This is a genomic window from Aeromonas sp. R10-2, assembly GCF_040908445.1.
Taxonomy (GTDB): domain Bacteria; phylum Pseudomonadota; class Gammaproteobacteria; order Enterobacterales; family Aeromonadaceae; genus Aeromonas; species Aeromonas veronii.
This window is the reverse complement of sequence record NZ_JBFODS010000037.1, coordinates 13,617-33,467: the sequence shown is the minus strand read 5'-3', so window position 1 is coordinate 33,467 and position 19,851 is coordinate 13,617. Positions and strand designations below refer to the sequence as shown.

Below are 19,851 nucleotides of genomic sequence, written 5' to 3'. Positions count from 1 at the left end.
AACAAGGACACATAAGAACAAAATGGCTGTTAAAAAAGCATTGGTGTTGAGTTGCCTGCTGGGTGCCAGTTTCCTGGCCCAGGCGGCCCCTGCCTCTTTTGTGGTGCAAGATATCCAGGTCGACGGTTTGCAACGGGTGACCCTGGGTGCCGCACTGTTGAACCTGCCGATCCGGGTCGGTGATACCGTCGACTCCGTGGCTCTGGCCAGCGCCATCAAAAAGCTCTATGCCTCGGGTAACTTCGAGGATGTGAAGGTTTACCGTGATGGCCAGGTGCTGCAGGTGATGGTCAAGGAGCGTCCGACCATCTCCAGCATCGAGTTTGCCGGCAACAAGGATATCAAAGAGGAGCAACTGACCCAGAGTCTGGAGTCCTCCGGTATCCGTGTGGGCGATCCGCTGGATCGTACCGTGCTCACCTCCCTCGAGAAGGGACTGGAAGATTTCTACTATGGCGTGGGTAAATACTCCGCCAAGGTCAAGGCGATCGTCACCCCGTTGCCGCGCAACCGGGTCGACCTCAAGTTCACCTTCGTGGAAGGGGAAGCGGCCAAGATCCAGCAGATCAACATCGTCGGCAACAGCGTCTTCCCTGAAGAGAAGCTGATTGCCCAGCTCTCCCTGCGCGACGAAGTGCCCTGGTGGAACTTCACCGCCGATCAGCGCTATCAGAAGCAGAAACTGGCCGGTGATATCGAGACCCTGCGCTCTTACTACATGGACCGCGGCTATATCCGCTTCCAGCAAGAGTCTACCCAGGTCTCCATGACCCCCGACAAGAAGGGCGTCTATGTCACCCTCAACATCAAGGAAGGGGATCAGTACAAGGTCTCCGGTGTCCAGCTCAAGGGTGACCTGATCGATCGCGGTGGCGAGATGAAGGGGTTGATCCCGATCGCTGCCGGCAGCACCTACTCTGCCAGTCAGGTGACTCATACCGAAGAGGTGCTCTCCAAGTTCCTCGGTCGTTACGGTTATGCCTATCCGAAAGTAGTCACCTTCCCGCAGATCAATGACAAGACCAAGGAAGTGGAGCTGATCGTCAACGTTGAACCGGGCCCCCGTGTCTATGTGCGCAATATCAACTTCAGCGGTAACGCCACCACCGAAGATCAGGTACTGCGTCGCGAAATGCGCCAGATGGAGGGCACCTGGCTCTCCTCCGACAACATCGAGCAGTCCAAGAGCCGTCTCAACCGCCTTGGCTACTTCGAGAGCGTCGAAGTGGACACCAAGCGGGTGCCGGGCAACGATGATCTGGTTGACCTCGACTTCAAGGTCAAGGAGCAGCCAGCAGGCTCCATCAACGCCGGTATCGGTTACGGTACCGAATCGGGTCTGAGCCTGCAGGCGGGGATCTCCCAGGACAACTTTATGGGTACCGGTAAAAAGGTCTCCATCAATGCCAGCACCAACGACTACTCCAAGAACGTTGACCTGAGCTACAACGACCCCTACTTCACCGTGGATGGTGTCAGCTTGGGTGGTCGGGTCTACTACAACCAGTTCCGCGCCGATGATGCCGATATCGTCGATTACGAGAATGAAACCATCGGTTTCCGTCTCTCCAGCGGCTTCCCGGTCAACGAGTTCAACCGTCTCGACTTCAGTACCGGTATCGAGAGCACCAAGCTGAGCCGTCCGTCTTTTAATGCCCAGAATTATGCGCAGTGTTTGAAGGAAAATGAGAATAATACTGACTATTGCTGGAACCAGTGGAACGATAATCGCCAGTCGGTGCAGATGGATCAGTTCTGGAATATCTACTCACAGGATGGCGCCAACCTTGACTTCGTGACCGTCGATCTGACCGCTGGCTGGACCCGCTCCACCCTGAACAAGGGGATGTTCCCGACCGCCGGTGAGCGTCAGCGTGTCAACGCCAAGGTGACTGTGCCGGGCATGGAGCTGCAGTACTACAAGCTCTCTGCCGAAGATGCCCATTATTTCCCGCTCGATGCGGATCATAGCTGGGTGATGATCGGCAAGGGGCGTATCTCCTACGGTAATGGCTATGGTGATGATCCCATGCTGCCGTTCTTCGAGAACTACTATGCCGGTGGTTTCGATACGGTACGGGGCTTCAAGAGCAATACCATTGGTCCTAAGGCGGTCTACAAGGTCTATAACAAGCCAAGTGTTGCTGGGCAAAGTCCGACCTGTCAGACAAATGCTGACGGTTCTTGCTTGTACGAAGGTTCCGATACCTCTGTAGGGGGGAATGCCTTAGCCGTTGCGTCATTTGAATTGGTCTTCCCGACCCCGTTCGTCTCCGAGACTTATCGTCCGCAGATCCGTACCACCGCATTTGTCGATGCAGGTACTGTCTGGAGCACTGATTTTGCCAACGGGGCATATCCTTGTGCCGCCAGTTCTAATTGCAATTACTTGAGCCAGGACTACTCCAGCCCGGGCAATATCCGGGTCTCTGCCGGTGTCTCCCTGCAGTGGCTCTCGCCGATGGGTCCGCTGGTGTTCGCCCTGGCCAAGCCGATCAAGAAATACGAAGGGGATCGCACCGAGTTCTTCTCCTTCAACATCGGTCGTACTTTCTAAGCAGAGTTTCGCCCCCACCCATGCGGTGGGGGTCTTCAATGATGGGACGCGCGGTATGCGTGCCTCACCAGGTAACAAGACGGTCCTAACGCCGCTTGCATAATCGGGTAAATCAGGTAGCCCTCGCCATGAGGGAACAAGGAGTAAGTGTGAATAAAGCGTTGAAAGTAGCTGGTTTGAGCTTTGCACTGATGGCTGCCGGCATGGGTTCTGCCTTCGCTGAGACCAAGATCGCCGTGGTGGATATGGGCGAAGTCTTCCAAAAGCTGCCCCAGCGTGAAGCCGTTGCAGCCAAGCTGAAAGGTGAATTCGAGCCGCGTATGCGTGAGCTGCAGAAGCTGGAACAGGAAGGCCAGAAGCTGGTCGAGAAGTTCCGCAAGGATGAAGCCTTCATGAGCGCCGAGCAGAAGAAGCAGAACCAGGAGAAGCTGGCCAAGCTGCAGATGGAGTTCAACCAGAAGCGTCAAGCCTTTGAGCAGGACAACGGTCGCCGTCAGTCCGAAGAGCGCAACAAGATCCTGACCAAGGTGCAGGCTGCCATCGATTCCATCGCCAAGAGCAATGGTTACGATCTGGTGCTGGAGCGCAATGCCGCCCCGTATGCCGCCAGCAAGCTGGACATCTCCGGCCAGGTTATTTCTCAGGTAAGCAAGAGCAACTAATTGATGGCATTCACTCTCGCACAGTTGGCCCAGCAACTGGGGGCCCAGGTCCATGGCGACGGAACCCTGGAAATCCGCAAGGTAGCGACACTGGAAAAGGCCGGGGAGGGGGATATCACCTTCCTGTCCAACAAAAAGTACCGGCACTATCTGGAGCAGAGCAAGGCGACCGCCGTGCTCATTACAGAAGCGGATCTGCCATTTTGTCCCACCAATGCCCTGGTGCTCAAAGACCCCTATGTGGGCTTTGCCCGGGTAGCCCAACTGCTGGACACTACCCCGCAGCCGGCCACGGATATTCATCCGAGCGCCGTTATCGCGGCTGACGTGCAACTGGGCGAGAGAGTGGCCATCGGCGCCAATGCAGTGATCGAATCCGGCGTCGTGCTGGGTGACGATGTACGCATTGGCCCGGGCTGTTTTGTTGGCAAAAATACTCGGCTGGGAGCCCGCTCCCGGCTATGGGCCAACGTCACCCTCTATCACAATGTGACCATGGGCACCGACTGTCTGGTTCAATCCGGCACAGTGATCGGCGCCGATGGTTTCGGTTATGCCAACGAGCGTGGCGAGTGGATCAAGATCCCCCAGCTCGGCGGTGTGACCATTGGCAACCGGGTCGAGATCGGTGCCTGTACCACCATTGACCGCGGTGCGCTGGAAGATACCCGCATCGCTGACAACGTCATCATCGACAACCAGTGCCAGATCGCCCACAACGTGGAGATCGGTTACGGCACCGCCGTGGCGGGCTCTACCGTGATGGCTGGTAGTCTCAAGGTCGGCAAATACTGTATCATTGGCGGTGCTTCCGTCTTTAACGGGCATATGGAGATCTGCGACCAGGCCACCGTTACCGGTATGGCCATGGTTATGCGACCCATTACCGAGCCCGGTGTCTACTCTTCCGGCATCCCTCTGCAAACCAATAAAGAGTGGCGCAAGACCGCCGCCCGGGTGATGCGTATCGAAGAGATGCACAAGCGGTTAAGCAAGCTTGAGAAGAAGCTGGATCAAGAATAATCACGATTGGTATAGGGTACTGTTTTGACTACTGAAAAGAAGAGCCTGGGTATCCAGGAAATCATGGATCTGCTGCCCCACCGTTATCCGTTTCTGATGGTGGATCGTGTAGACGACTACGAGATCAGCGATGAGCGCAAAACTCTGCGCGCCATCAAGAACGTCTCGTTCAACGAGCCGATCTTCCAGGGGCACTTCCCGGCCAAGCCGGTGTTTCCTGGCGTACTGATCCTGGAAGCGATGGCACAGGCCACCGGTATCCTGGCCTTTACCATGGTGGGCAAGCCGTCTCCCAACGAACTCTACTATTTTGCCTCAATCGACAACGCTCGCTTCAAGCGCCCGGTCGGCCCCGGTGACCAACTGGTGCTGGACGTGGAGTTCCTGAAAGAGCGTCGCGGTATTGCCAAGTTCACCGGTGTCGCCACCGTCGACGGTGAAGTGGTCTGTACCGCCGAGCTGATGTGCGCCAAACGCGAGGTTTAACACACGTGATCGACCAGACTGCCATCATTCACGATACTGCCATCGTCCATAAGTCTGCCGTGATCGGTAAAGGGGTTGAAATCGGCCCCTTTTCTGTCATCGGCGCCGAGGTGGAAATCGGTGACAACACCTGGGTAGGTTCCCATGTGGTGATCAAGGGCCCTACCAAGATTGGTCGCGGCAACAAGATCTTCCAGCACACCTCCATCGGTGAGGATTGCCAGGACAAGAAGTACGCCGGTGAGCGCACCTTCCTCGAGATCGGCGACAACAACGTCATTCGCGAGAACTGCACCTTCCACCGTGGCACCATTCAGGATCAGAGCCTGACCAAGGTGGGCAGCGGTAACCTGTTCATGGTCAACGTTCACGTTGCCCACGACTGCATCATCGGTGACAACTGCATCTTCGCCAACAACGCGACCCTGGCGGGCCACGTGGTGATCGGTGACTTCGTGATCTTCGGTGGTCTCTCCGCCATTCACCAGTTCGGCCGCGTCGGTTCCCACGCCTTCGTCGGTGGCTGCGCAGCCCTGAACAAGGACGTGCCGCCTTACGTGATGGCCGCCGGCAACTACGCCAAACCGTTCGGGGTCAACTCCGAAGGTCTGCGTCGCCGCGGTTTCAGCGCCGAGGCCATCTCTGCCGTCAAGCGTGCCTACAAAGAGATCTTCCGCTCTGGCAAGACCATCGAAGAGGTGCTGCCGGTGCTGATTGAGATGGCGCAAGCCGAACCGGCTGTCCAGCTCTATGTGGACTTCCTCAAAGATAACGAGCGCGGGATCATCCGTGCCTGATCCGGTTCGTATCGGTATCGTCGCCGGAGAGGTCTCCGGTGACATTCTGGCTGCCGGTCTGGTGCGCGAGCTGCAAGCCCGCTACCCGGATGCGCAGTTCGAAGGGATCGCCGGGCCGCGGATGCAGGCCCTCGGCGTCAAGGCCTTGTTCGAGATGGAAGAGCTCTCCGTCATGGGGATCACCGAGGTGCTGGGCCGTCTGCCGCGCATCCTCAAGGTTCGTCGCGAACTGCTGCACCACTTTATTGCCAATCCGCCCGATATCTTCATCGGCGTGGATGCACCGGATTTCAATATCGGAGTGGAGCTGAAACTGCGCCGCGCCGGTATCAAGACGGTTCACTATGTCAGCCCCTCGGTGTGGGCCTGGCGCCAGAACCGCATTCACAAGATCAAGGCCGCTACCGACATGGTGCTCGCCTTCCTGCCGTTCGAGAAAGCTTTCTACGACCGTTTCGAGGCCCCTTGTCGTTTTGTTGGCCACACCATGGCGGATGACATTCCGCTGGTGCCGGATCAGGCTGCCGTGCGTCGCAAGCTGGGTATCGATGCCAACCGCCGCTGGTTGGCGGTACTGCCGGGCAGCCGCACGGCGGAAGTGGGCTTTATGTCCCCTCTGTTTCTCGAAGCGTGCAAACACCTGACGGTGCGCTATCCGGATCTCGGTTTTATCGTGCCGCTGGTCAACCAGAAACGGCGTGAGCAATTCATGGCCATCAAGGCTGAAGTGGCACCGGATCTCGAGATGGTGTTGCTGGAAGGGCAGGGGCGCGAGGCGATGATCGCCGCCGACGTGGTGATGCTGGCCTCCGGCACCGCGGCGCTCGAAGCCATGCTGGTGAAAAAGCCGATGGTGGTGGGCTACAAGCTCAAGCCCTTCAGCTATTGGCTGGCCCAGCGACTGGTAAAGACCGAATTTGTCTCTCTGCCCAACCTGCTCGCCGGTCGCATGCTGGTGCCGGAACTCATCCAGCACGAGTGCACCCCGGAGAATCTGGTGGAAGAGGTGAGCAAGTACTTCGAGCACGACAACAGTGCGCTGGTCAACACCTTCACCGAGCTGCACCAGCTGATCCGCTGCAATGCCGACTCGCAGGCCGCCGATGCGGTGGCGGATCTGCTCGGCAGATAACGCTATTTCGGACCGTCGATTGCGCCGCGCAGCCCGTTAATCCGTTTTCCGAGCGGTGATGCCGCGCCAGTCGACCCCTGTCAGGCCCCACGGGGCCTGTTTTGATTCAAGGCTACAAGATGATGATCGATATTCCTGACGACAAGCTGGTTGCCGGTGTGGACGAAGTGGGCCGTGGCCCCCTGGTGGGTGACGTGGTCACCGCTGCTGTCATTCTCGATCCCGCCAATCCGATCGCGGGGCTCAACGACTCCAAGAAGCTCTCCGAGAAGAAGCGCCTCGCCCTGTTTGACGAGATCAAAGAGAAGGCGCTCGCCTGGGCCATCGGTCGCGCCACTCCAGAGGAGATCGACGAACTCAACATCCTGCATGCCACCATGCTGGCGATGCAGCGCGCCGTGGCGGGACTGAAGGTCACCCCCGAGCTGGTCTTTATCGATGGCAACCGTTGCCCGGCATTGCCGATGGACGCGCGCGCCGTGGTCAAGGGCGATAGCCTGGTGGCCGCCATCAGTGCCGCTTCTATCCTCGCCAAGGTGACCCGCGATGCGGAGATGACCGAGCTGGACAGTCGCCATCCCGAGTATGGTTTTGCCCGCCACAAGGGCTATCCGACCGCCGAGCACCTCGCCATTCTGGCCGAGCGTGGCCCGTTGCCCGAATATCGCAAGAGCTTCAAACCGGTGCGCCGCGCACTGGGGATCGAGTAGACCATGCCATTTAGTTTGAGCAGCGAGAGGAGATGACGATGGCTGACCCCCGTTTTATCCACCTGCGAGTCCACTCCGACTTCTCAATGGTCGATGGCCTGCAGAAGATCAACCCCATCGTCGGGGCGGCTGCGGCCAACAACATGCCGGCGCTGGCGCTGACCGATCAGATGAACATGTGTGGTCTGGTGCGCTTCTATGGCGCCGCCCACGGCAAGGGGATCAAACCCATCGTCGGTGCCGACTTCTGGGTGCAGAGCGATGAGCTCGGCGACGAGCAGTTCCGTCTCACCCTGCTCGCCATGGATAACGACGGCTACCAGAACATCACCCTGCTTATTTCCCGCGGTTACCAGCGCGGCCACGTGCAAGGGCGGCCGGTTATCGACAAGAGCTGGCTCGCCGAGCATGCCAAGGGGGTGATCGTCCTCTCCGGCGGCCGCGAGGGGGATGTGGGCAAGTTCCTGCTCAAGGGCAACCGGCAGATGACCGAGCAGTGCGTCGCCTTCTATCAGACCCACTTCCCCGATGCCTACTACCTCGAACTGCTGCGTACCGGTCGACCCGACGAAGAGGTCTACCTGCACATGGCGGTGGCGATTGCCACCGAGTTCGCGCTGCCGGTGGTCGCCACCAACGAGGTGGTGTTCCTCAACGCCGATGATTTCGACGCCCACGAAATCCGGGTCGCCATCCACGATGGCTATACCCTGATGGACAAGCGCCGCCCCCGTCGCTACAGCCCCCAGCAGTACCTGCGCAGTCAGGAGGAGATGGCGGAGCTGTTTGCCGACATTCCCGAAGCGCTGGAAAACACGGTGGAGATCGCCAAGCGCTGCAACGTGACGGTGCGTCTCGGCGAATATTTCCTGCCCAACTTCCCGACCGGCGACATGACCACCGAAGATTTTCTGGTGGCCAAGTCGAAAGAGGGTCTGGAGGAGCGTCTCGAGTTTCTGTTCCCGGATCCGGCGGTGCGGGCCGAGCGACGTCCCGAGTATGACGAGCGTCTCGATGTCGAGCTGAAAGTGATCAACCAGATGGGCTTCCCGGGTTACTTCCTCATCGTGATGGAGTTTATCCAGTGGTCCAAGGACAACGGCATTCCCGTTGGTCCGGGCCGGGGCTCGGGGGCCGGATCTCTGGTGGCCTACGCCCTCAAGATCACCGACCTCGACCCGCTGGAATTTGACCTGCTGTTCGAACGTTTCCTGAACCCCGAGCGGGTATCTATGCCCGACTTCGACGTCGACTTCTGCATGGATCGACGGGATGAGGTGATCGAGCACGTCTCCGACATGTATGGCCGGGATGCGGTCTCCCAGATCATCACCTTCGGTAGCATGGCGGCCAAGGCAGTGGTGCGGGACGTGGGCCGGGTGCTGGGCCATGCCTACGGCTTTGTGGATCGTATCTCCAAGCTGATCCCGCCGGATCCGGGTATGACGCTCGCCAAGGCATTCGAGGCCGAGCCCAAGCTGCCCGAGCTCTACGAGCAGGATGAGGAGGTCAAAGACCTCATCGACATGGCCCGCCGCTTGGAAGGGGTAGTGCGCAACGCCGGTAAACACGCCGGTGGCGTGGTGATCGCACCCACCAAGATCACCGACTTTGCGCCGCTCTATTGCGATGACGAGGGCCACCACCCGGTCACCCAGTTCGACAAGAACGACGTGGAATACGCGGGTCTGGTGAAGTTCGACTTCCTGGGTCTGCGGACCCTCACCATCATCGACTGGGCGCTCGGCATGATAAACCCGCGTCTTGCCAAAGAGGGCAAGCCGCCGGTGGACATTGCCGCCATCCCCATCGATGACAAGAAGTCGTTTGACCTGCTGCAGCGCTACGAGACCACAGCGGTATTCCAGCTCGAATCCCGCGGCATGAAGGATCTCATCAAGCGACTGCGTCCCGACTGCTTCGAAGACATGATCGCACTGGTGGCCCTGTTCCGACCGGGCCCGCTCCAGTCAGGCATGGTGGATAACTTCATCGACCGCAAACACGGTAATGAAGCGATCTCTTATCCGGATGAAAAGTGGCAGCACGAGAGCCTGAAACCGATTCTGGAACCGACCTACGGCATCATCCTCTATCAGGAGCAGGTGATGCAGATCGCCCAGACCCTGGCGGGCTATACCCTGGGTGGCGCGGACATGCTGCGCCGGGCGATGGGTAAGAAAAAGCCCGAGGAGATGGCCAAGCAGCGAGCCGGTTTCGAGGAGGGTGCCGTCAAGAATGGCGTCGACGGCGAATTGGCGATGAAGATCTTCGATCTGGTGGAGAAGTTTGCGGGCTACGGCTTCAACAAATCCCACTCCGCCGCCTATGCGCTGGTCTCCTACCAGACCCTCTGGCTCAAGACCCACTTCCCGGCCGAGTTCATGGCGGCGGTGATGACCGCCGATATGGACAACACCGACAAGATCGTGACCCTGGTGGACGAGTGCCAGCGGATGGGGCTGACCGTGATCCCGCCGGATGTGAACACCGGCCGCTATCGCTTCTCGGTCAACGAAGATGGTCATATCGTCTACGGGATCGGGGCGGTGAAAGGGGTCGGTGAAGGCCCCATCGATGCGATCTTGAGCGCCCGGGATCAGGACGGCCCGTTCCGCGATCTGTTCGACTTCTGCAACCGGGTCGATATCAAGAAGCTCAACAAGCGGGTGATGGAGAAGTTGATCCTCTCCGGCGCCATGGATCGGCTCGGCCCCCACCGTGCCGCCCTGATGGCGACCCTGGAGGAGGCGATGCGTGCCGCCGAGCAGCACGCCAAGGCGCAGGCGGTGGGGCAGGTCGACATGTTCGGCGTGCTCACCGAAGAGATTGACGACGTCAAGAAGGCGTTTGCCAACGTGCCGCACTGGCCTGACAAGGTGTGGCTGGAAGGGGAGCGCGAGACCCTCGGGCTCTATCTCACCGGCCACCCCATCAACCAGTACAGCAGCGAATTGCGTCGTTATACCTCGGGTCGCCTGTGCGATCTGCATCCCACCTCCCGGGATACCGTAACCACGGCGGCGGGGCTGGTGATTGCGGCCCGCAGCATGGTGACCAAGCGTGGCAACAAGATGGGGATCTTCACTCTGGACGACCGTTCCGGTCGCCTCGATGTGACCCTGTTCAGTGAAGCGCTGGAAAAATATGAAGAATTGATGCAAAAAGACCGCATTTTGGTGGTTTCTGGACAGGTCAGCTTTGATGACTTCTCCGGTGGCCTTAAAATGTCGGCTCGAGAATTACTGGATATCAACGATGCGAGGGAGCGTTTTGCCAGAGCAATCCGCATCTCCCTCGATGAACAGCGGATTGATGATCGCTTTTTCCCGCGTTTGTGCGAGATTTTGGAGCCCGCCCGTGCCGGAGTCTGTCCGGTTCAGGTAAACTATCGTCGCCCCGGCTCCCGGGTGCGATTGACGCTCGGTACCGAGTGGCGGGTGACGCCCACCGATCAACTGATAGATGACTTGCGAGTCCTGCTTGGACGAGAGCGGGTTGAATTGGTTTTTGATTAGAGGTTCTAAGGCCCTATGAGTCTTTTTCTGGATTTTGAACAGCCGATTGCCGAGTTGCAGGCGCAGATTGATGAACTCAAACATGTGAGTGAAGGCAATCACGCCGTGGATCTGAAAGACGAGATCCGCCGGCTGGAGAAGAAAAACGAAGAGCTGACCAAGAAGATCTTCGGTGATCTGGGTGCCTGGCAGGTATCCCAGATGGCGCGTCATCCCCAGCGCCCTTACACCTTTGACTATATCGAGCATATCTTCACCGATTTCGACGAGTTGGCTGGCGATCGCGCCTATGCCGATGACAAGGCTATCGTCGGCGGGATCGCCCGTCTCGACGGTGAGCCGGTGATGGTGATTGGTCACCAGAAGGGTCGCGAGACCAAAGAGAAGATCAAGCGCAACTTCGGTATGCCGCGTCCGGAAGGGTACCGCAAGGCCCTGCGTCTGATGGAGATGGCCGAGCGCTTCAAGATGCCGATCATCACCTTTATCGACACCCCGGGCGCTTACCCTGGCGTCGGTGCCGAAGAGCGTGGCCAGTCCGAGGCGATTGCCCGCAACCTGAAAGTGATGGCCGGTCTGACCGTACCCGTGGTCTGCACCGTGATCGGTGAGGGTGGCTCCGGCGGCGCACTGGCTATCGGCGTGGGCGACCGCGTCAACATGCTGCAGTACTCCACCTACTCCGTCATCTCGCCGGAAGGGTGTGCCTCCATCCTGTGGAAGAGCGCTGACAAGGCCTCCGTAGCTGCCGAAGCGATGGGTATCACTGCCCAGCGTCTGAAGGAGCTCAAGCTGATCGACCACGTGATCGACGAGCCCCTCGGCGGTGCCCACCGCGATGTGGAGAAGATGGCCAAAAACCTCAAGGCTCGCATCAAGCAGGATCTGGACGCTCTGCGTCCGCTCGATACCGAGCAACTGCTGGAGCAGCGCTACCAGCGTCTGCTGGGCTACGGGTACTGCTAAGCGCAGCCGTCACCCCCGAGTATTCAGGCCCCCGTCAGCGACGGGGGCTTTTTATTGCGGTTGATCTGCCATGCAGGTGAGTGCCCCAACACGCCCTGAAACGGCGCGGCTCACTCTTCGCGGGTGAGGGGCAGGGTTGGTATGCCACGCTGTTGGTGAGGGCTGTCAGTAGCCAACAGTATCCTTTGGCATTGCTGGCGATGGCACGACAAGCCGCTTGATCATCCGATTGCGGCATAAAAAAGCGCCCCGGCTGTGCGGAGCGCTTTTACAGGTGTCTGGCGGTATTACAGTTCAATCTCGTCTGTAAGACCTTCATAGGCGATATCGATGGATTGCAGCTCCTTCTGCAGGCGATGTTTGTCTTTCAACGCCTCGATTTCACGCCATTTACGTTTTTTTCCCGTTGTCCCGCGGCTACGCGAACCGAGTTCAACCACCTCGTCATAATCGAAGTTGAACATTTCCATGGCTCCCTCCTTGGTTTTTATCGTTTTCACCACCCGTATAACATAACGAATCTGAAATTAAAACGTTTTCGTGACGACTCTATGACAGCGCTAAAAAAGCCCATGAAAAAAAACCGGGCCCCTTGTTAGGGGCCCGGTTTTTATCAGAAAAAAGAACCGATTACAGGCGGCTTGCCAGCATGGTTTCCAGCTTGCCCTGGTCGATGGCGAACATGCGGATGCCTTCGCCCAGCTTCTCGTGAGCCATGGCGTCCTGGTTCAGTTCCCAGCGGAATTCGGCCTCGGTCATCGGGGTCGGCTTGGCTTTGCGCTCACCGGTGTAGTCCAGCTTGCGTACCACGGCGCCTTCAGTCTTGCTCAACTCTTCCAGCAGGGCCGGGCCAATGGTCAGACGGTCGCAGCCTGCCAGCTCCAGGATCTCGCCGGTATTGCGGAAGCTGGCGCCCATGACCACGGTCGGGTAGTCGTGCTGCTTGTAGTAGTTGTAGATGGAGGTAACGGAGACCACGCCCGGATCTTCGCTGGCGGTGTAATCACGGCCATTTTTGGCTTTGTACCAGTCGAGGATGCGGCCCACGAACGGGGAGATCAGGAAGGCGCCGGCTTCGGCACAGGCGCGGGCCTGGGCGAAGGAGAACAGCAGGGTCAGGTTGCACTGTATACCCTCTTTCTCCAGTACTTCAGCGGCACGGATCCCTTCCCAGGTGGAGGCCAGCTTGATCAGAATGCGGTCGTTGCTGATGCCGGCTTCGTTGTAGAGACGGATCAGTTTGCGGGCCTTGGCGATGCTGGCTTCGGTATCGAAGGAAAGACGGGCATCCACTTCGGTGGAGATACGGCCCGGAACGATCTTCAGCACTTCCAGACCGATATTGACGGCCAGCTTGTCGCCCGCGTCGATGATTTGCTGTGCCTTGTCCTGGCTCTGGGCTTTGGCCCACTTGATGGCGTCTTCGATCAGCGGAGCGTACTCGGGGATCTCGGAGGCCTTCAGAACCAGAGAGGGGTTGGTGGTGGCATCGATGGGCTGATAGCGTTTGATGGCTTCGATATCACCGGTGTCGGCAACAACAGTGGTCAGGGCTTTCAGCTGGGTTAATTTATCGGCCATAGCGAATATCATCTCTTAATGAGGGAGTAATCCCTGGGTTGCGGGCTTGAGACGGTGGTTCTGAAATAAAATTACAGGATCTTGGTGCCTCAGGCTCAGAAAAGCGCGATGGGGGCGGCCCATCGTCATTGCCTGCCTAATTAATACTGATGTGCTGCATCCTGCAATAGGGGCGCTTGGTTGTTAAACATTCAGGCTGTTGAGTCATCCCGTTTTATGGCTTGAAACTATATGATTAGTAAGGTTTTTTACATTTCCTCCCGACCTCGCTCCGGTTTGCTTTCAGCTGAACTTTTTTAGCCAATATCTATATTTGTGTCGTCGATCACATAAATTATCTCGCTACGTACTTGAAATTTAATTACAGCGAAAACGTTTGGCGAAATGTCTCCGTTTGAAAGCCATTTCATACAAGCGTTTGCGTTTTCGCATAGCTCATCAGGGATATATCAAAATGGTTCTCTTATGGGGCTTAATGGTGGCCTGTCTGATTGAATTATTGAGTTTGTTGAAAGTTTGCGATTTAAATGGAGCTTTATGGGCTTTTACCGTTCGTTTTTTGTGTCTCGCGTGACCGGGATCACTATTCCGGGCTCTCCCGCTGTGCTAGATTCCGCCCCTTTAGCGAAACGCTAATTAAACGACAGACAGAAAACGGTCAGCGCAGACTGGCCATGGATGTGAATAACAACGAGAGAATTATGGACACCTTGATTGCGATGCTAAACGACCTGATGTGGGGAGCCGTGCTCATCTACCTGCTCATCGGGGTCGGTATCTTTTTCACCTTCCGCCTGGGTTTTATCCAGATCCGTCACTTTGGCCACATGTTTTCCGTGCTGAAAAACAGCCGTAAATCGGACAACGCAGGCATCTCCTCCTTCCAGGCCCTCTGTACCAGCCTTGCCGCCCGTGTCGGCACCGGCAACCTGGCCGGTGTGGCTGTCGCCATCTATCTGGGTGGCCCCGGCGCCATCTTTTGGATGTGGTTGATCGCTTTTATCGGCATGGCGACAGCCTTCGTCGAAAGCACCCTTGCCCAGCTCTACAAGGTCAAGGATGAGGATGGCAACTACCGTGGTGGCCCGGCCTACTACATGGAGAAAGGCCTTGGCATGCGCTGGATGGGGGTGGTCTTCTCGCTCTGCCTGATCCTGGCATTTGGCCTGGTGTTCAACGCGGTGCAGGCCAACTCCATCAGTCTGGCGATGAAGGTGGCGTTTGGCATTCCTGACTGGGTCAGCGGTCTGGCGCTGGTGGCGCTCTCCGGCCTGATTATCTTCGGTGGCATTCGTGGCATTGCCCGTTTTGCCGAGCTGGTGGTGCCCTTTATGGCGCTGGCCTACATCCTGCTGGCGCTGGTGATCGTGGCGATGAACATCACCGAGTTGCCTCATGTCTTCATGCTGATCATCAAGTCCGCCTTCGGGATTGAGCAGGCTGGCTCGGGTGCGCTCGGTTATGCCATCTCCCAGGCGATGATCAACGGTATCAAGCGTGGTCTCTTCTCCAACGAAGCGGGCATGGGCTCTGCGCCCAACGCTGCGGCGACTGCCACTCCCTATCCGCCGCACCCGGCCTCCCAGGGTTATGTGCAGATGCTGGGGGTCTTTATGGACACCATCGTCATCTGCAGCTGTACCGCCGCCATCATCCTGATGTCCGGTCAGTTCGAGCCGGGTTCCGGCGTGACCGGTGTCGAGCTGACCCAGCGGGCGCTCTCCTCCCAGATTGGCAGCGGTGGCAACATCTTTATCGCGGCGGCCATCTTCTTCTTCGCCTTCACCTCTATCGTGGCGAACTACTCCTATGCCGAGACCAATCTGGTGTTCCTCGAGCACAACCACAAGGGTGGCCTGATGCTGTTCCGGGTGTTCGTGCTGGGGATGGTGATGTTCGGCGCCGTGGGTGAGTTGCCGATCGTGTGGGCCATGGCGGATGTCTCCATGGGTCTGATGGCCATCGTCAACCTGGTGGCGATCCTGCTGCTCTCCAGCGTTGCCATCAAGCTGGCCAAGGATTACAACGACCAGCTCCGGCTGGGCAAGGTGCCTACCTTCGATGCCAACAAATACCCCGAGATCCGCTCCCAGCTGGAAGAGGGGATCTGGGACAATCCGACCAAAAAATAACAAGCGGTGAGTCAGACCTCTTGATTAAAACCTGAAGGGGGAGCCGGTGGCTCCCCCTTCTTTTATCGCGCACTCGTTGGCTGTTGATCCCAGCGCTGGGCGAGCTGTCTGACACGCCGTTGCAACTGGCGCCAGCAGCGCCCTTGTTGCCGGTCGTTGAGGGGGGCATAACGCCAGCGACGATAGAGCCACGCACTCTTTAGCAGGGGATGGGCAAGGTCGGGACGCAGCCGAGCCAGCCGCTCGCACCATGTCCCCATGCTCTCGGCGGGCTGGGGTGGGTAGCCACTGCGTTTGCCCCGTTTGAGCAGGGGTTGCCAGATACGCCGCTCTGGCGGCAGGCGGGCGGGCAACAGCAGGGGCAGGCTCACCAGCAGAGCGACCAGCATCAGGCTGGCGAGGATCAACCAGGGTGTGTGCCCCGCCAGTGCAGGCCAGCGCAGACTGATTTGTTGCCAGAGCTGGCCCGCATCGTAACCAATCACCCAGCGACTCCACTGGTAGTCGATATTGTTGCCCCACCAGCGCAGCTGATTGAGCAGAGCCCAGTTGCGATAACGCTGCAAAGCGAGGGGGTCGGCGGCGGTAAACTCGTCGCTCAGCGCCTCCCTCACGCCGCCTTCAATGCGCTCCGGCGCCACTGCCGCTGTGGGGTCGATTCGCCGCCATGTTCCTCCTTCATCGAGATACTCCACCCAGGCGTGAGCATCGAACTGGTGTACCGCCAGATAGTTGCCTCTGGGATTCAACTCGCCGCCGAGATAACCGGTGACCAGCCGTGCCGGAATACCGGCAGCGCGCAGTACGAAAGCGGTCGCCATGGCGTAGTGGCCACAAAAGCCCTGCTTGGTATCGAACAGAAATGTATCTACCCCGTCACTGCCAAGTCGTGGCGGGGTCAGAGTGTAGTAATAGGATTGGCTGCGAAACTGTTCGAGCAGGGCGGCGACCAGCGTGCTGCGATCCGGATAGCGTGCCGCAAGCTCTTGACCATAGGCTCGCGCTCTCGGGTTGCCCCCGCCAGGCAGTTGCAGGTTGCGCTGGGCGGCTTGGCTGTCGTTCTCTGGCTGCGCTTCGCCGCGGCCAATGCGATAGCGGATCGCCACCTCGCCGCTCCCCTGTCGATAGAGGGTGTCTAGAGGGGTTAGCAGCACCGGACCCGCCAGCAGGCGCGGTTCACTCAGAGCAAAGGCCCAGCGGTGGCGCTGGGGCTCGGCGATCACCTCGTAGCTCCCGGCTGGCAACGGGTTATCTGCCAGTTGAGTACTGGCTTGTGAAGAGGATGCCAGAAGGGTGAGCCCGGTCTGCACCGGCACTGTCTGCTGCCATGCTTTGACCTCGGGGCTCAGCAACCAGCGCTGACCATCGAAAACTTCTTGGCGCATCACCGGAAAATAGCGCTCGCGGACAGGGGGCGGGCCATCGGCAAAGGTGACCCGAAACGCCAGTTCCGAGGAGTTGACCAGTTCGCTGATATCGCCGGGGGCCAGCTCTTCCGAGAGCCCCGACAGGGCGCGGCTGGTGGTGGGCATCTGCCAGAGGGGCGGCAGCCTTGGCAGCAGCAGAAACAGAGTGATGAGCAGGGGAAGCGCCAGCAGCAGGGCGCCGCCCGCGCTGCGCCAAGGCCGTTTCTGCTCGGGAGCGATGGCGGCCACCAGCGTGGTCACTGCCAGCCAGAGCGCTACTGTCATTCCGGCCGTCCAGCCGATGCTCTGTCGCTGCACCAGCGCCAGCGCGATAAGAAAGAAGGCGAGCAGAAGCACCAGCTCGATATCCCGCTCGCGCCGTACCTCGATCATCTTGAGGCTATAGCCGAGCCAGAGCAGATTGATAAGGGCAGGCAGGGTGCCCAAGCCACGCCACTGTAGTCCCAGCAACAGCACAGTGGTGATGGCCAGCAGCGCCAACCAGCGGGCAGGCAGGGGCGGCCAGCCGCGCCACAGCATCATGGCCCGGACGCCGAGGGTGGTGGTGCCTACTGCCACTACCCAGAGCTGCAACTGGGGCCAGAGCGCCGCGACCAGCAGCAGCTGTTGCAGGGCGATGAGTGGTAGCAGGCGGCGGTTATCGAGCAGCATCTGGCGTGCTCTTCGGTGGTGTTGCATCGAATTGGGCCAGTGCCAGCAGGCAGCGCTGCACAAAGGCGGCACCGCTATCGGGCCCCAGCGTCTGGTTTGCCAGCGTGAGGGTAAAGGGGATGCCCCGCTTGCCGTAATCGGCGCACCACCAGGCCAGCACCGCCAGCCGCTGCTCCAGATCCCCGCCCGCGACCCGCGGCAATGTGAGGCGAGTGTCATCCTGCTGAGGTTCATGGAACTGTTTGGTCAGCAGGCCGCGCCCTTGGGCAAGTTGTTTCCAGGCGACCCGGCTCAGTGGTTCACCGGCCTGATGTGTCCGCAGGGTATCAAAGTCACCGAGAGTGGCCGGAGCGGGCTGGCCCTGATGCCCCTCGCTTTGGGTCGCATGCTCCCCTCTTAACGCGCCGAATGCTGGTTTGGGAGAAAGCCAGCCCTCCAACTGCAAGTCCAGCAGGGACCAGCAGCGAAACAGGCCGAGAGGGTAGCGGCTCTCGACCCGCAATCGACCAAGGGGCAGTAGTCCACGGCGCGAGCCCGATACTGGCAGGATCAAGGTGCGGGGCACAGCGTCGACCTGTGCCCGCCAGAGGGTGCCTTCGTTGAGGCTAAAGTGAAGTGCCTGTACCAGGCGCGGGCTCTGCACCAAGATACGGATAGGAAGCTGGCTACCCGCTTCCCCGAGCACCAACGGGCCACCCAGCAGCTCCAGCCCCAGCAGGTTGCGGTGGGTGAGCCACATGGCTGCCATAAACAGGCTGCCGAGGCAGTAGGCCACCAGCAGTACCAGATTGTTCTGGTAGTTGGTGCCGAGCAGATAGATGGCAAGCAGTACCAGCAGATAGAGCAGCCCCATGCGGGTGGGGAGGATAAAGAGGCTGCGGGTACCCAGCGTGATCTGGCGGGCCGGGGGAATGCGGCGGTCGAGCCAGCGTCGCTGCCATCGGGCTCGCCACTGCTGCCAACGGTTTAGCAATTTGCTCATCAGGGATTGTCCGGATCGACCCTGGCCAGCAATCGCTGGCTCAGGGGACAGGCTTCGCCGTGCTGTACGCCAAAGCTGCCCCGCAGCCGATGCTCGGCCACATAGGGGAAGACTGCCTGCACATCCTCCACCGTGACAAAGCGCCGCCCGGCTACCAGTGCCCATGCCCGGCTCACCGCCAGCAAGGTCTGGGCTGCTCGGGGGGAGAGGGGCTGTGGCAGATCCCCATCAAAGCGGCTCTGGTGCACCAGCGCCAGCAGGTAATCGAGGGCGGCATCGGAAACATGGATGGCATCCCCTTCGCTTTGCAAGGTGGCGAGTCCGGCAGCATCCAGCATGGCGGGTAATGGGCTGCTCGGCTGGTGGCCCCGCAGTAGCTGGCGCTCCGCCTCTCGTGGCGGAAAACCCAGCGAGAGTCGCACGGCGAAGCGGTCGAGTTGGGACTCCGGCAGTGGATAGGTGCCCGCCTGATCCGCCGGGTTCTGGGTGGCGATGACGAAAAACGGATCGGGGAGGGGATGCGTATTCCCCTCAATGCTCACCTTGCCCTCTGCCATCGCCTCCAGCAGGGCGCTTTGTACTTTGGGGCTGGCGCGGTTGATCTCGTCCGCCAGCAGTACCTGGGTGAAGATGGGGCCGGGGTGAAAGCGAAATGTTTGCTGCTGGGGGTCAAAGATCTGCAACCCCAGCAGGTCGGCGGGGAGCAGATCGGCGGTGAACTGCATCCGCCTGCATGCCAGCCCCAGTACCTGTGCCAGCGCGTGGGCCAGGGTGGTCTTGCCCATACCGGGCAGATCCTCGATCAGCAGATGACCGCGCGCCAGCAGGGTCACCAGCGCGATTTTCAGTTGCAGCGGCTTGCCCAGAATGACTTGCTCCAGTGCCGCCAGCAGCCCAGCAATCTGCTCTTCTCTCTTCATTCCCTTCATACACATTCCCTGTATTGCGTCGCACCTACAGCTTATACGCCCGCAAGGGCGAAGGCGGATAACAGACGGACGGTAAAAGTGCAGCACAGGGATGGCAATGAGCGGGAGGTGACCCGGTTTATTGCAGAATCTGCTCGATTCAATATGGCCGCCCAGGCACGCAGCTCAATACAATATTTCCTGATTGGAATGTACCGATCGCCATCTCTTCACTAGGTGAGGGCGGTGGGCACCCATATAGTTGCCCCATTGCGACGCGCTGTGTTGCTACCTTTGTCACCACCTTGGCCCCGCCACT

15 protein-coding genes are annotated in these 19,851 nt (G+C 59.2%); 10 read left to right on the top strand and 5 right to left on the bottom strand.

Annotated elements, in window-relative coordinates; all coding sequences use genetic code 11:
- Window positions 1–22 precede the first annotated feature (22 nt).
- From bamA to accA, 9 genes are all read left to right on the top strand, one after another.
- Complete coding sequence (gene bamA / locus AB5Y97_RS09465) at window positions 23–2,557, top strand: outer membrane protein assembly factor BamA (protein ID WP_368157693.1); 2,535 nt, start codon at window positions 23–25, stop codon at window positions 2,555–2,557.
- Window positions 2,558–2,706: 149 nt separating this feature from the next.
- A complete protein-coding gene (locus tag AB5Y97_RS09460) occupies window positions 2,707–3,219 on the top strand; it encodes an OmpH family outer membrane protein (protein ID WP_005338563.1) in 513 nt (170 codons plus the stop codon).
- A 3-nt stretch (window positions 3,220–3,222) separates the two neighbouring features.
- Entirely contained in the window at window positions 3,223–4,242 is a 1,020-nt protein-coding gene (gene lpxD / locus AB5Y97_RS09455; RefSeq protein ID WP_005338561.1) for a UDP-3-O-(3-hydroxymyristoyl)glucosamine N-acyltransferase, read from the top strand.
- 24 nt (window positions 4,243–4,266) lie between these two features.
- Window positions 4,267–4,728 carry a 3-hydroxyacyl-ACP dehydratase FabZ gene (gene fabZ, locus AB5Y97_RS09450; RefSeq protein WP_005338559.1) on the top strand — a complete coding sequence of 154 codons (462 nt, stop codon included), beginning with the start codon at window positions 4,267–4,269 and terminating at the stop codon, window positions 4,726–4,728.
- A 5-nt stretch (window positions 4,729–4,733) separates the two neighbouring features.
- A complete protein-coding gene (gene lpxA / locus AB5Y97_RS09445) occupies window positions 4,734–5,525 on the top strand; it encodes an acyl-ACP--UDP-N-acetylglucosamine O-acyltransferase (RefSeq protein WP_103251473.1) in 792 nt (263 codons plus the stop codon).
- A complete protein-coding gene (gene lpxB, locus AB5Y97_RS09440) occupies window positions 5,518–6,657 on the top strand; it encodes a lipid-A-disaccharide synthase (RefSeq protein WP_088869957.1) in 1,140 nt (379 codons plus the stop codon). Before lpxA ends, lpxB begins: the two co-directional genes overlap by 8 nt.
- Window positions 6,658–6,776: 119 nt before the next feature.
- A complete protein-coding gene (rnhB, locus tag AB5Y97_RS09435) occupies window positions 6,777–7,367 on the top strand; it encodes a ribonuclease HII (RefSeq protein ID WP_088869956.1) in 591 nt (196 codons plus the stop codon).
- A gap of 38 nt (window positions 7,368–7,405) precedes the next feature.
- Window positions 7,406–10,885: a DNA polymerase III subunit alpha gene (gene dnaE / locus AB5Y97_RS09430; RefSeq protein WP_058057882.1), complete on the top strand. Its 3,480-nt coding sequence runs from the start codon at window positions 7,406–7,408 to the stop codon at window positions 10,883–10,885.
- Between the two features lie 15 nt (window positions 10,886–10,900).
- Entirely contained in the window at window positions 10,901–11,851 is a 951-nt protein-coding gene (accA, locus tag AB5Y97_RS09425) for an acetyl-CoA carboxylase carboxyl transferase subunit alpha (RefSeq protein WP_005338549.1), read from the top strand.
- Between the two features lie 287 nt (window positions 11,852–12,138).
- Here accA and AB5Y97_RS09420 read toward each other — a convergent pair whose 3' ends face one another.
- Both AB5Y97_RS09420 and tal read right to left on the bottom strand, forming a co-directional pair.
- Window positions 12,139–12,321 carry a DUF3545 family protein gene (locus tag AB5Y97_RS09420; protein WP_005338547.1) on the bottom strand — a complete coding sequence of 61 codons (183 nt, stop codon included), beginning with the start codon at window positions 12,319–12,321 and terminating at the stop codon, window positions 12,139–12,141.
- Between the two features lie 160 nt (window positions 12,322–12,481).
- Window positions 12,482–13,432: a transaldolase gene (gene tal / locus AB5Y97_RS09415; RefSeq protein ID WP_005349780.1), complete on the bottom strand. Its 951-nt coding sequence runs from the start codon at window positions 13,430–13,432 to the stop codon at window positions 12,482–12,484.
- A 701-nt stretch (window positions 13,433–14,133) separates the two neighbouring features.
- Between tal and AB5Y97_RS09410 the strand changes: the two genes are divergently transcribed.
- Window positions 14,134–15,564, top strand: coding sequence for a sodium:alanine symporter family protein (locus AB5Y97_RS09410; RefSeq protein WP_013724018.1), 1,431 nt, complete (start codon window positions 14,134–14,136; stop codon window positions 15,562–15,564).
- Between the two features lie 62 nt (window positions 15,565–15,626).
- Here AB5Y97_RS09410 and AB5Y97_RS09405 read toward each other — a convergent pair whose 3' ends face one another.
- The 3 genes from AB5Y97_RS09405 to AB5Y97_RS09395 are packed head-to-tail and all read right to left on the bottom strand — an operon-like array spanning window position 15,627 to window position 19,544.
- On the bottom strand, window positions 15,627–17,642 hold the full coding sequence (locus AB5Y97_RS09405; RefSeq protein WP_201945685.1) for a DUF3488 and transglutaminase-like domain-containing protein: 2,016 nt from the start codon (window positions 17,640–17,642) through the stop codon (window positions 15,627–15,629).
- On the bottom strand, window positions 17,629–18,624 hold the full coding sequence (locus AB5Y97_RS09400) for a DUF58 domain-containing protein (RefSeq protein ID WP_103251475.1): 996 nt from the start codon (window positions 18,622–18,624) through the stop codon (window positions 17,629–17,631). Before AB5Y97_RS09400 ends, AB5Y97_RS09405 begins: the two co-directional genes overlap by 14 nt.
- Window positions 18,624–19,544 (bottom strand): MoxR family ATPase, encoded by a 921-nt coding sequence (locus AB5Y97_RS09395; protein ID WP_103251488.1) that lies wholly within the window; start codon window positions 19,542–19,544, stop codon window positions 18,624–18,626. The genes AB5Y97_RS09400 and AB5Y97_RS09395 overlap by 1 nt, the downstream gene beginning before the upstream one ends.
- Window positions 19,545–19,851 lie beyond the last annotated feature (307 nt).

Excerpts from the sequence above, each read along its gene's own strand:
- AB5Y97_RS09400 (WP_103251475.1), bottom strand. The coding sequence starts at position 18,624 with ATGAGCAAATTGCTAAACCGTTGGCAGCAGTGGCGAGCCCGATGGCAG.
- AB5Y97_RS09410 (WP_013724018.1), top strand. The coding sequence starts at position 14,134 with ATGGACACCTTGATTGCGATGCTAAACGACCTGATGTGGGGAGCCGTG.
- bamA (WP_368157693.1), top strand. The coding sequence starts at position 23 with ATGGCTGTTAAAAAAGCATTGGTGTTGAGTTGCCTGCTGGGTGCCAGT.
- rnhB (WP_088869956.1), top strand. The coding sequence starts at position 6,777 with ATGATGATCGATATTCCTGACGACAAGCTGGTTGCCGGTGTGGACGAA.
- accA (WP_005338549.1), top strand. The coding sequence starts at position 10,901 with ATGAGTCTTTTTCTGGATTTTGAACAGCCGATTGCCGAGTTGCAGGCG.
- dnaE (WP_058057882.1), top strand. The coding sequence starts at position 7,406 with ATGGCTGACCCCCGTTTTATCCACCTGCGAGTCCACTCCGACTTCTCA.
- lpxD (WP_005338561.1), top strand. The coding sequence starts at position 3,223 with ATGGCATTCACTCTCGCACAGTTGGCCCAGCAACTGGGGGCCCAGGTC.
- AB5Y97_RS09420 (WP_005338547.1), bottom strand. The coding sequence starts at position 12,321 with ATGGAAATGTTCAACTTCGATTATGACGAGGTGGTTGAACTCGGTTCG.
- AB5Y97_RS09395 (WP_103251488.1), bottom strand. The coding sequence starts at position 19,544 with ATGAAGAGAGAAGAGCAGATTGCTGGGCTGCTGGCGGCACTGGAGCAA.
- tal (WP_005349780.1), bottom strand. The coding sequence starts at position 13,432 with ATGGCCGATAAATTAACCCAGCTGAAAGCCCTGACCACTGTTGTTGCC.
- AB5Y97_RS09405 (WP_201945685.1), bottom strand. The coding sequence starts at position 17,642 with ATGCTGCTCGATAACCGCCGCCTGCTACCACTCATCGCCCTGCAACAG.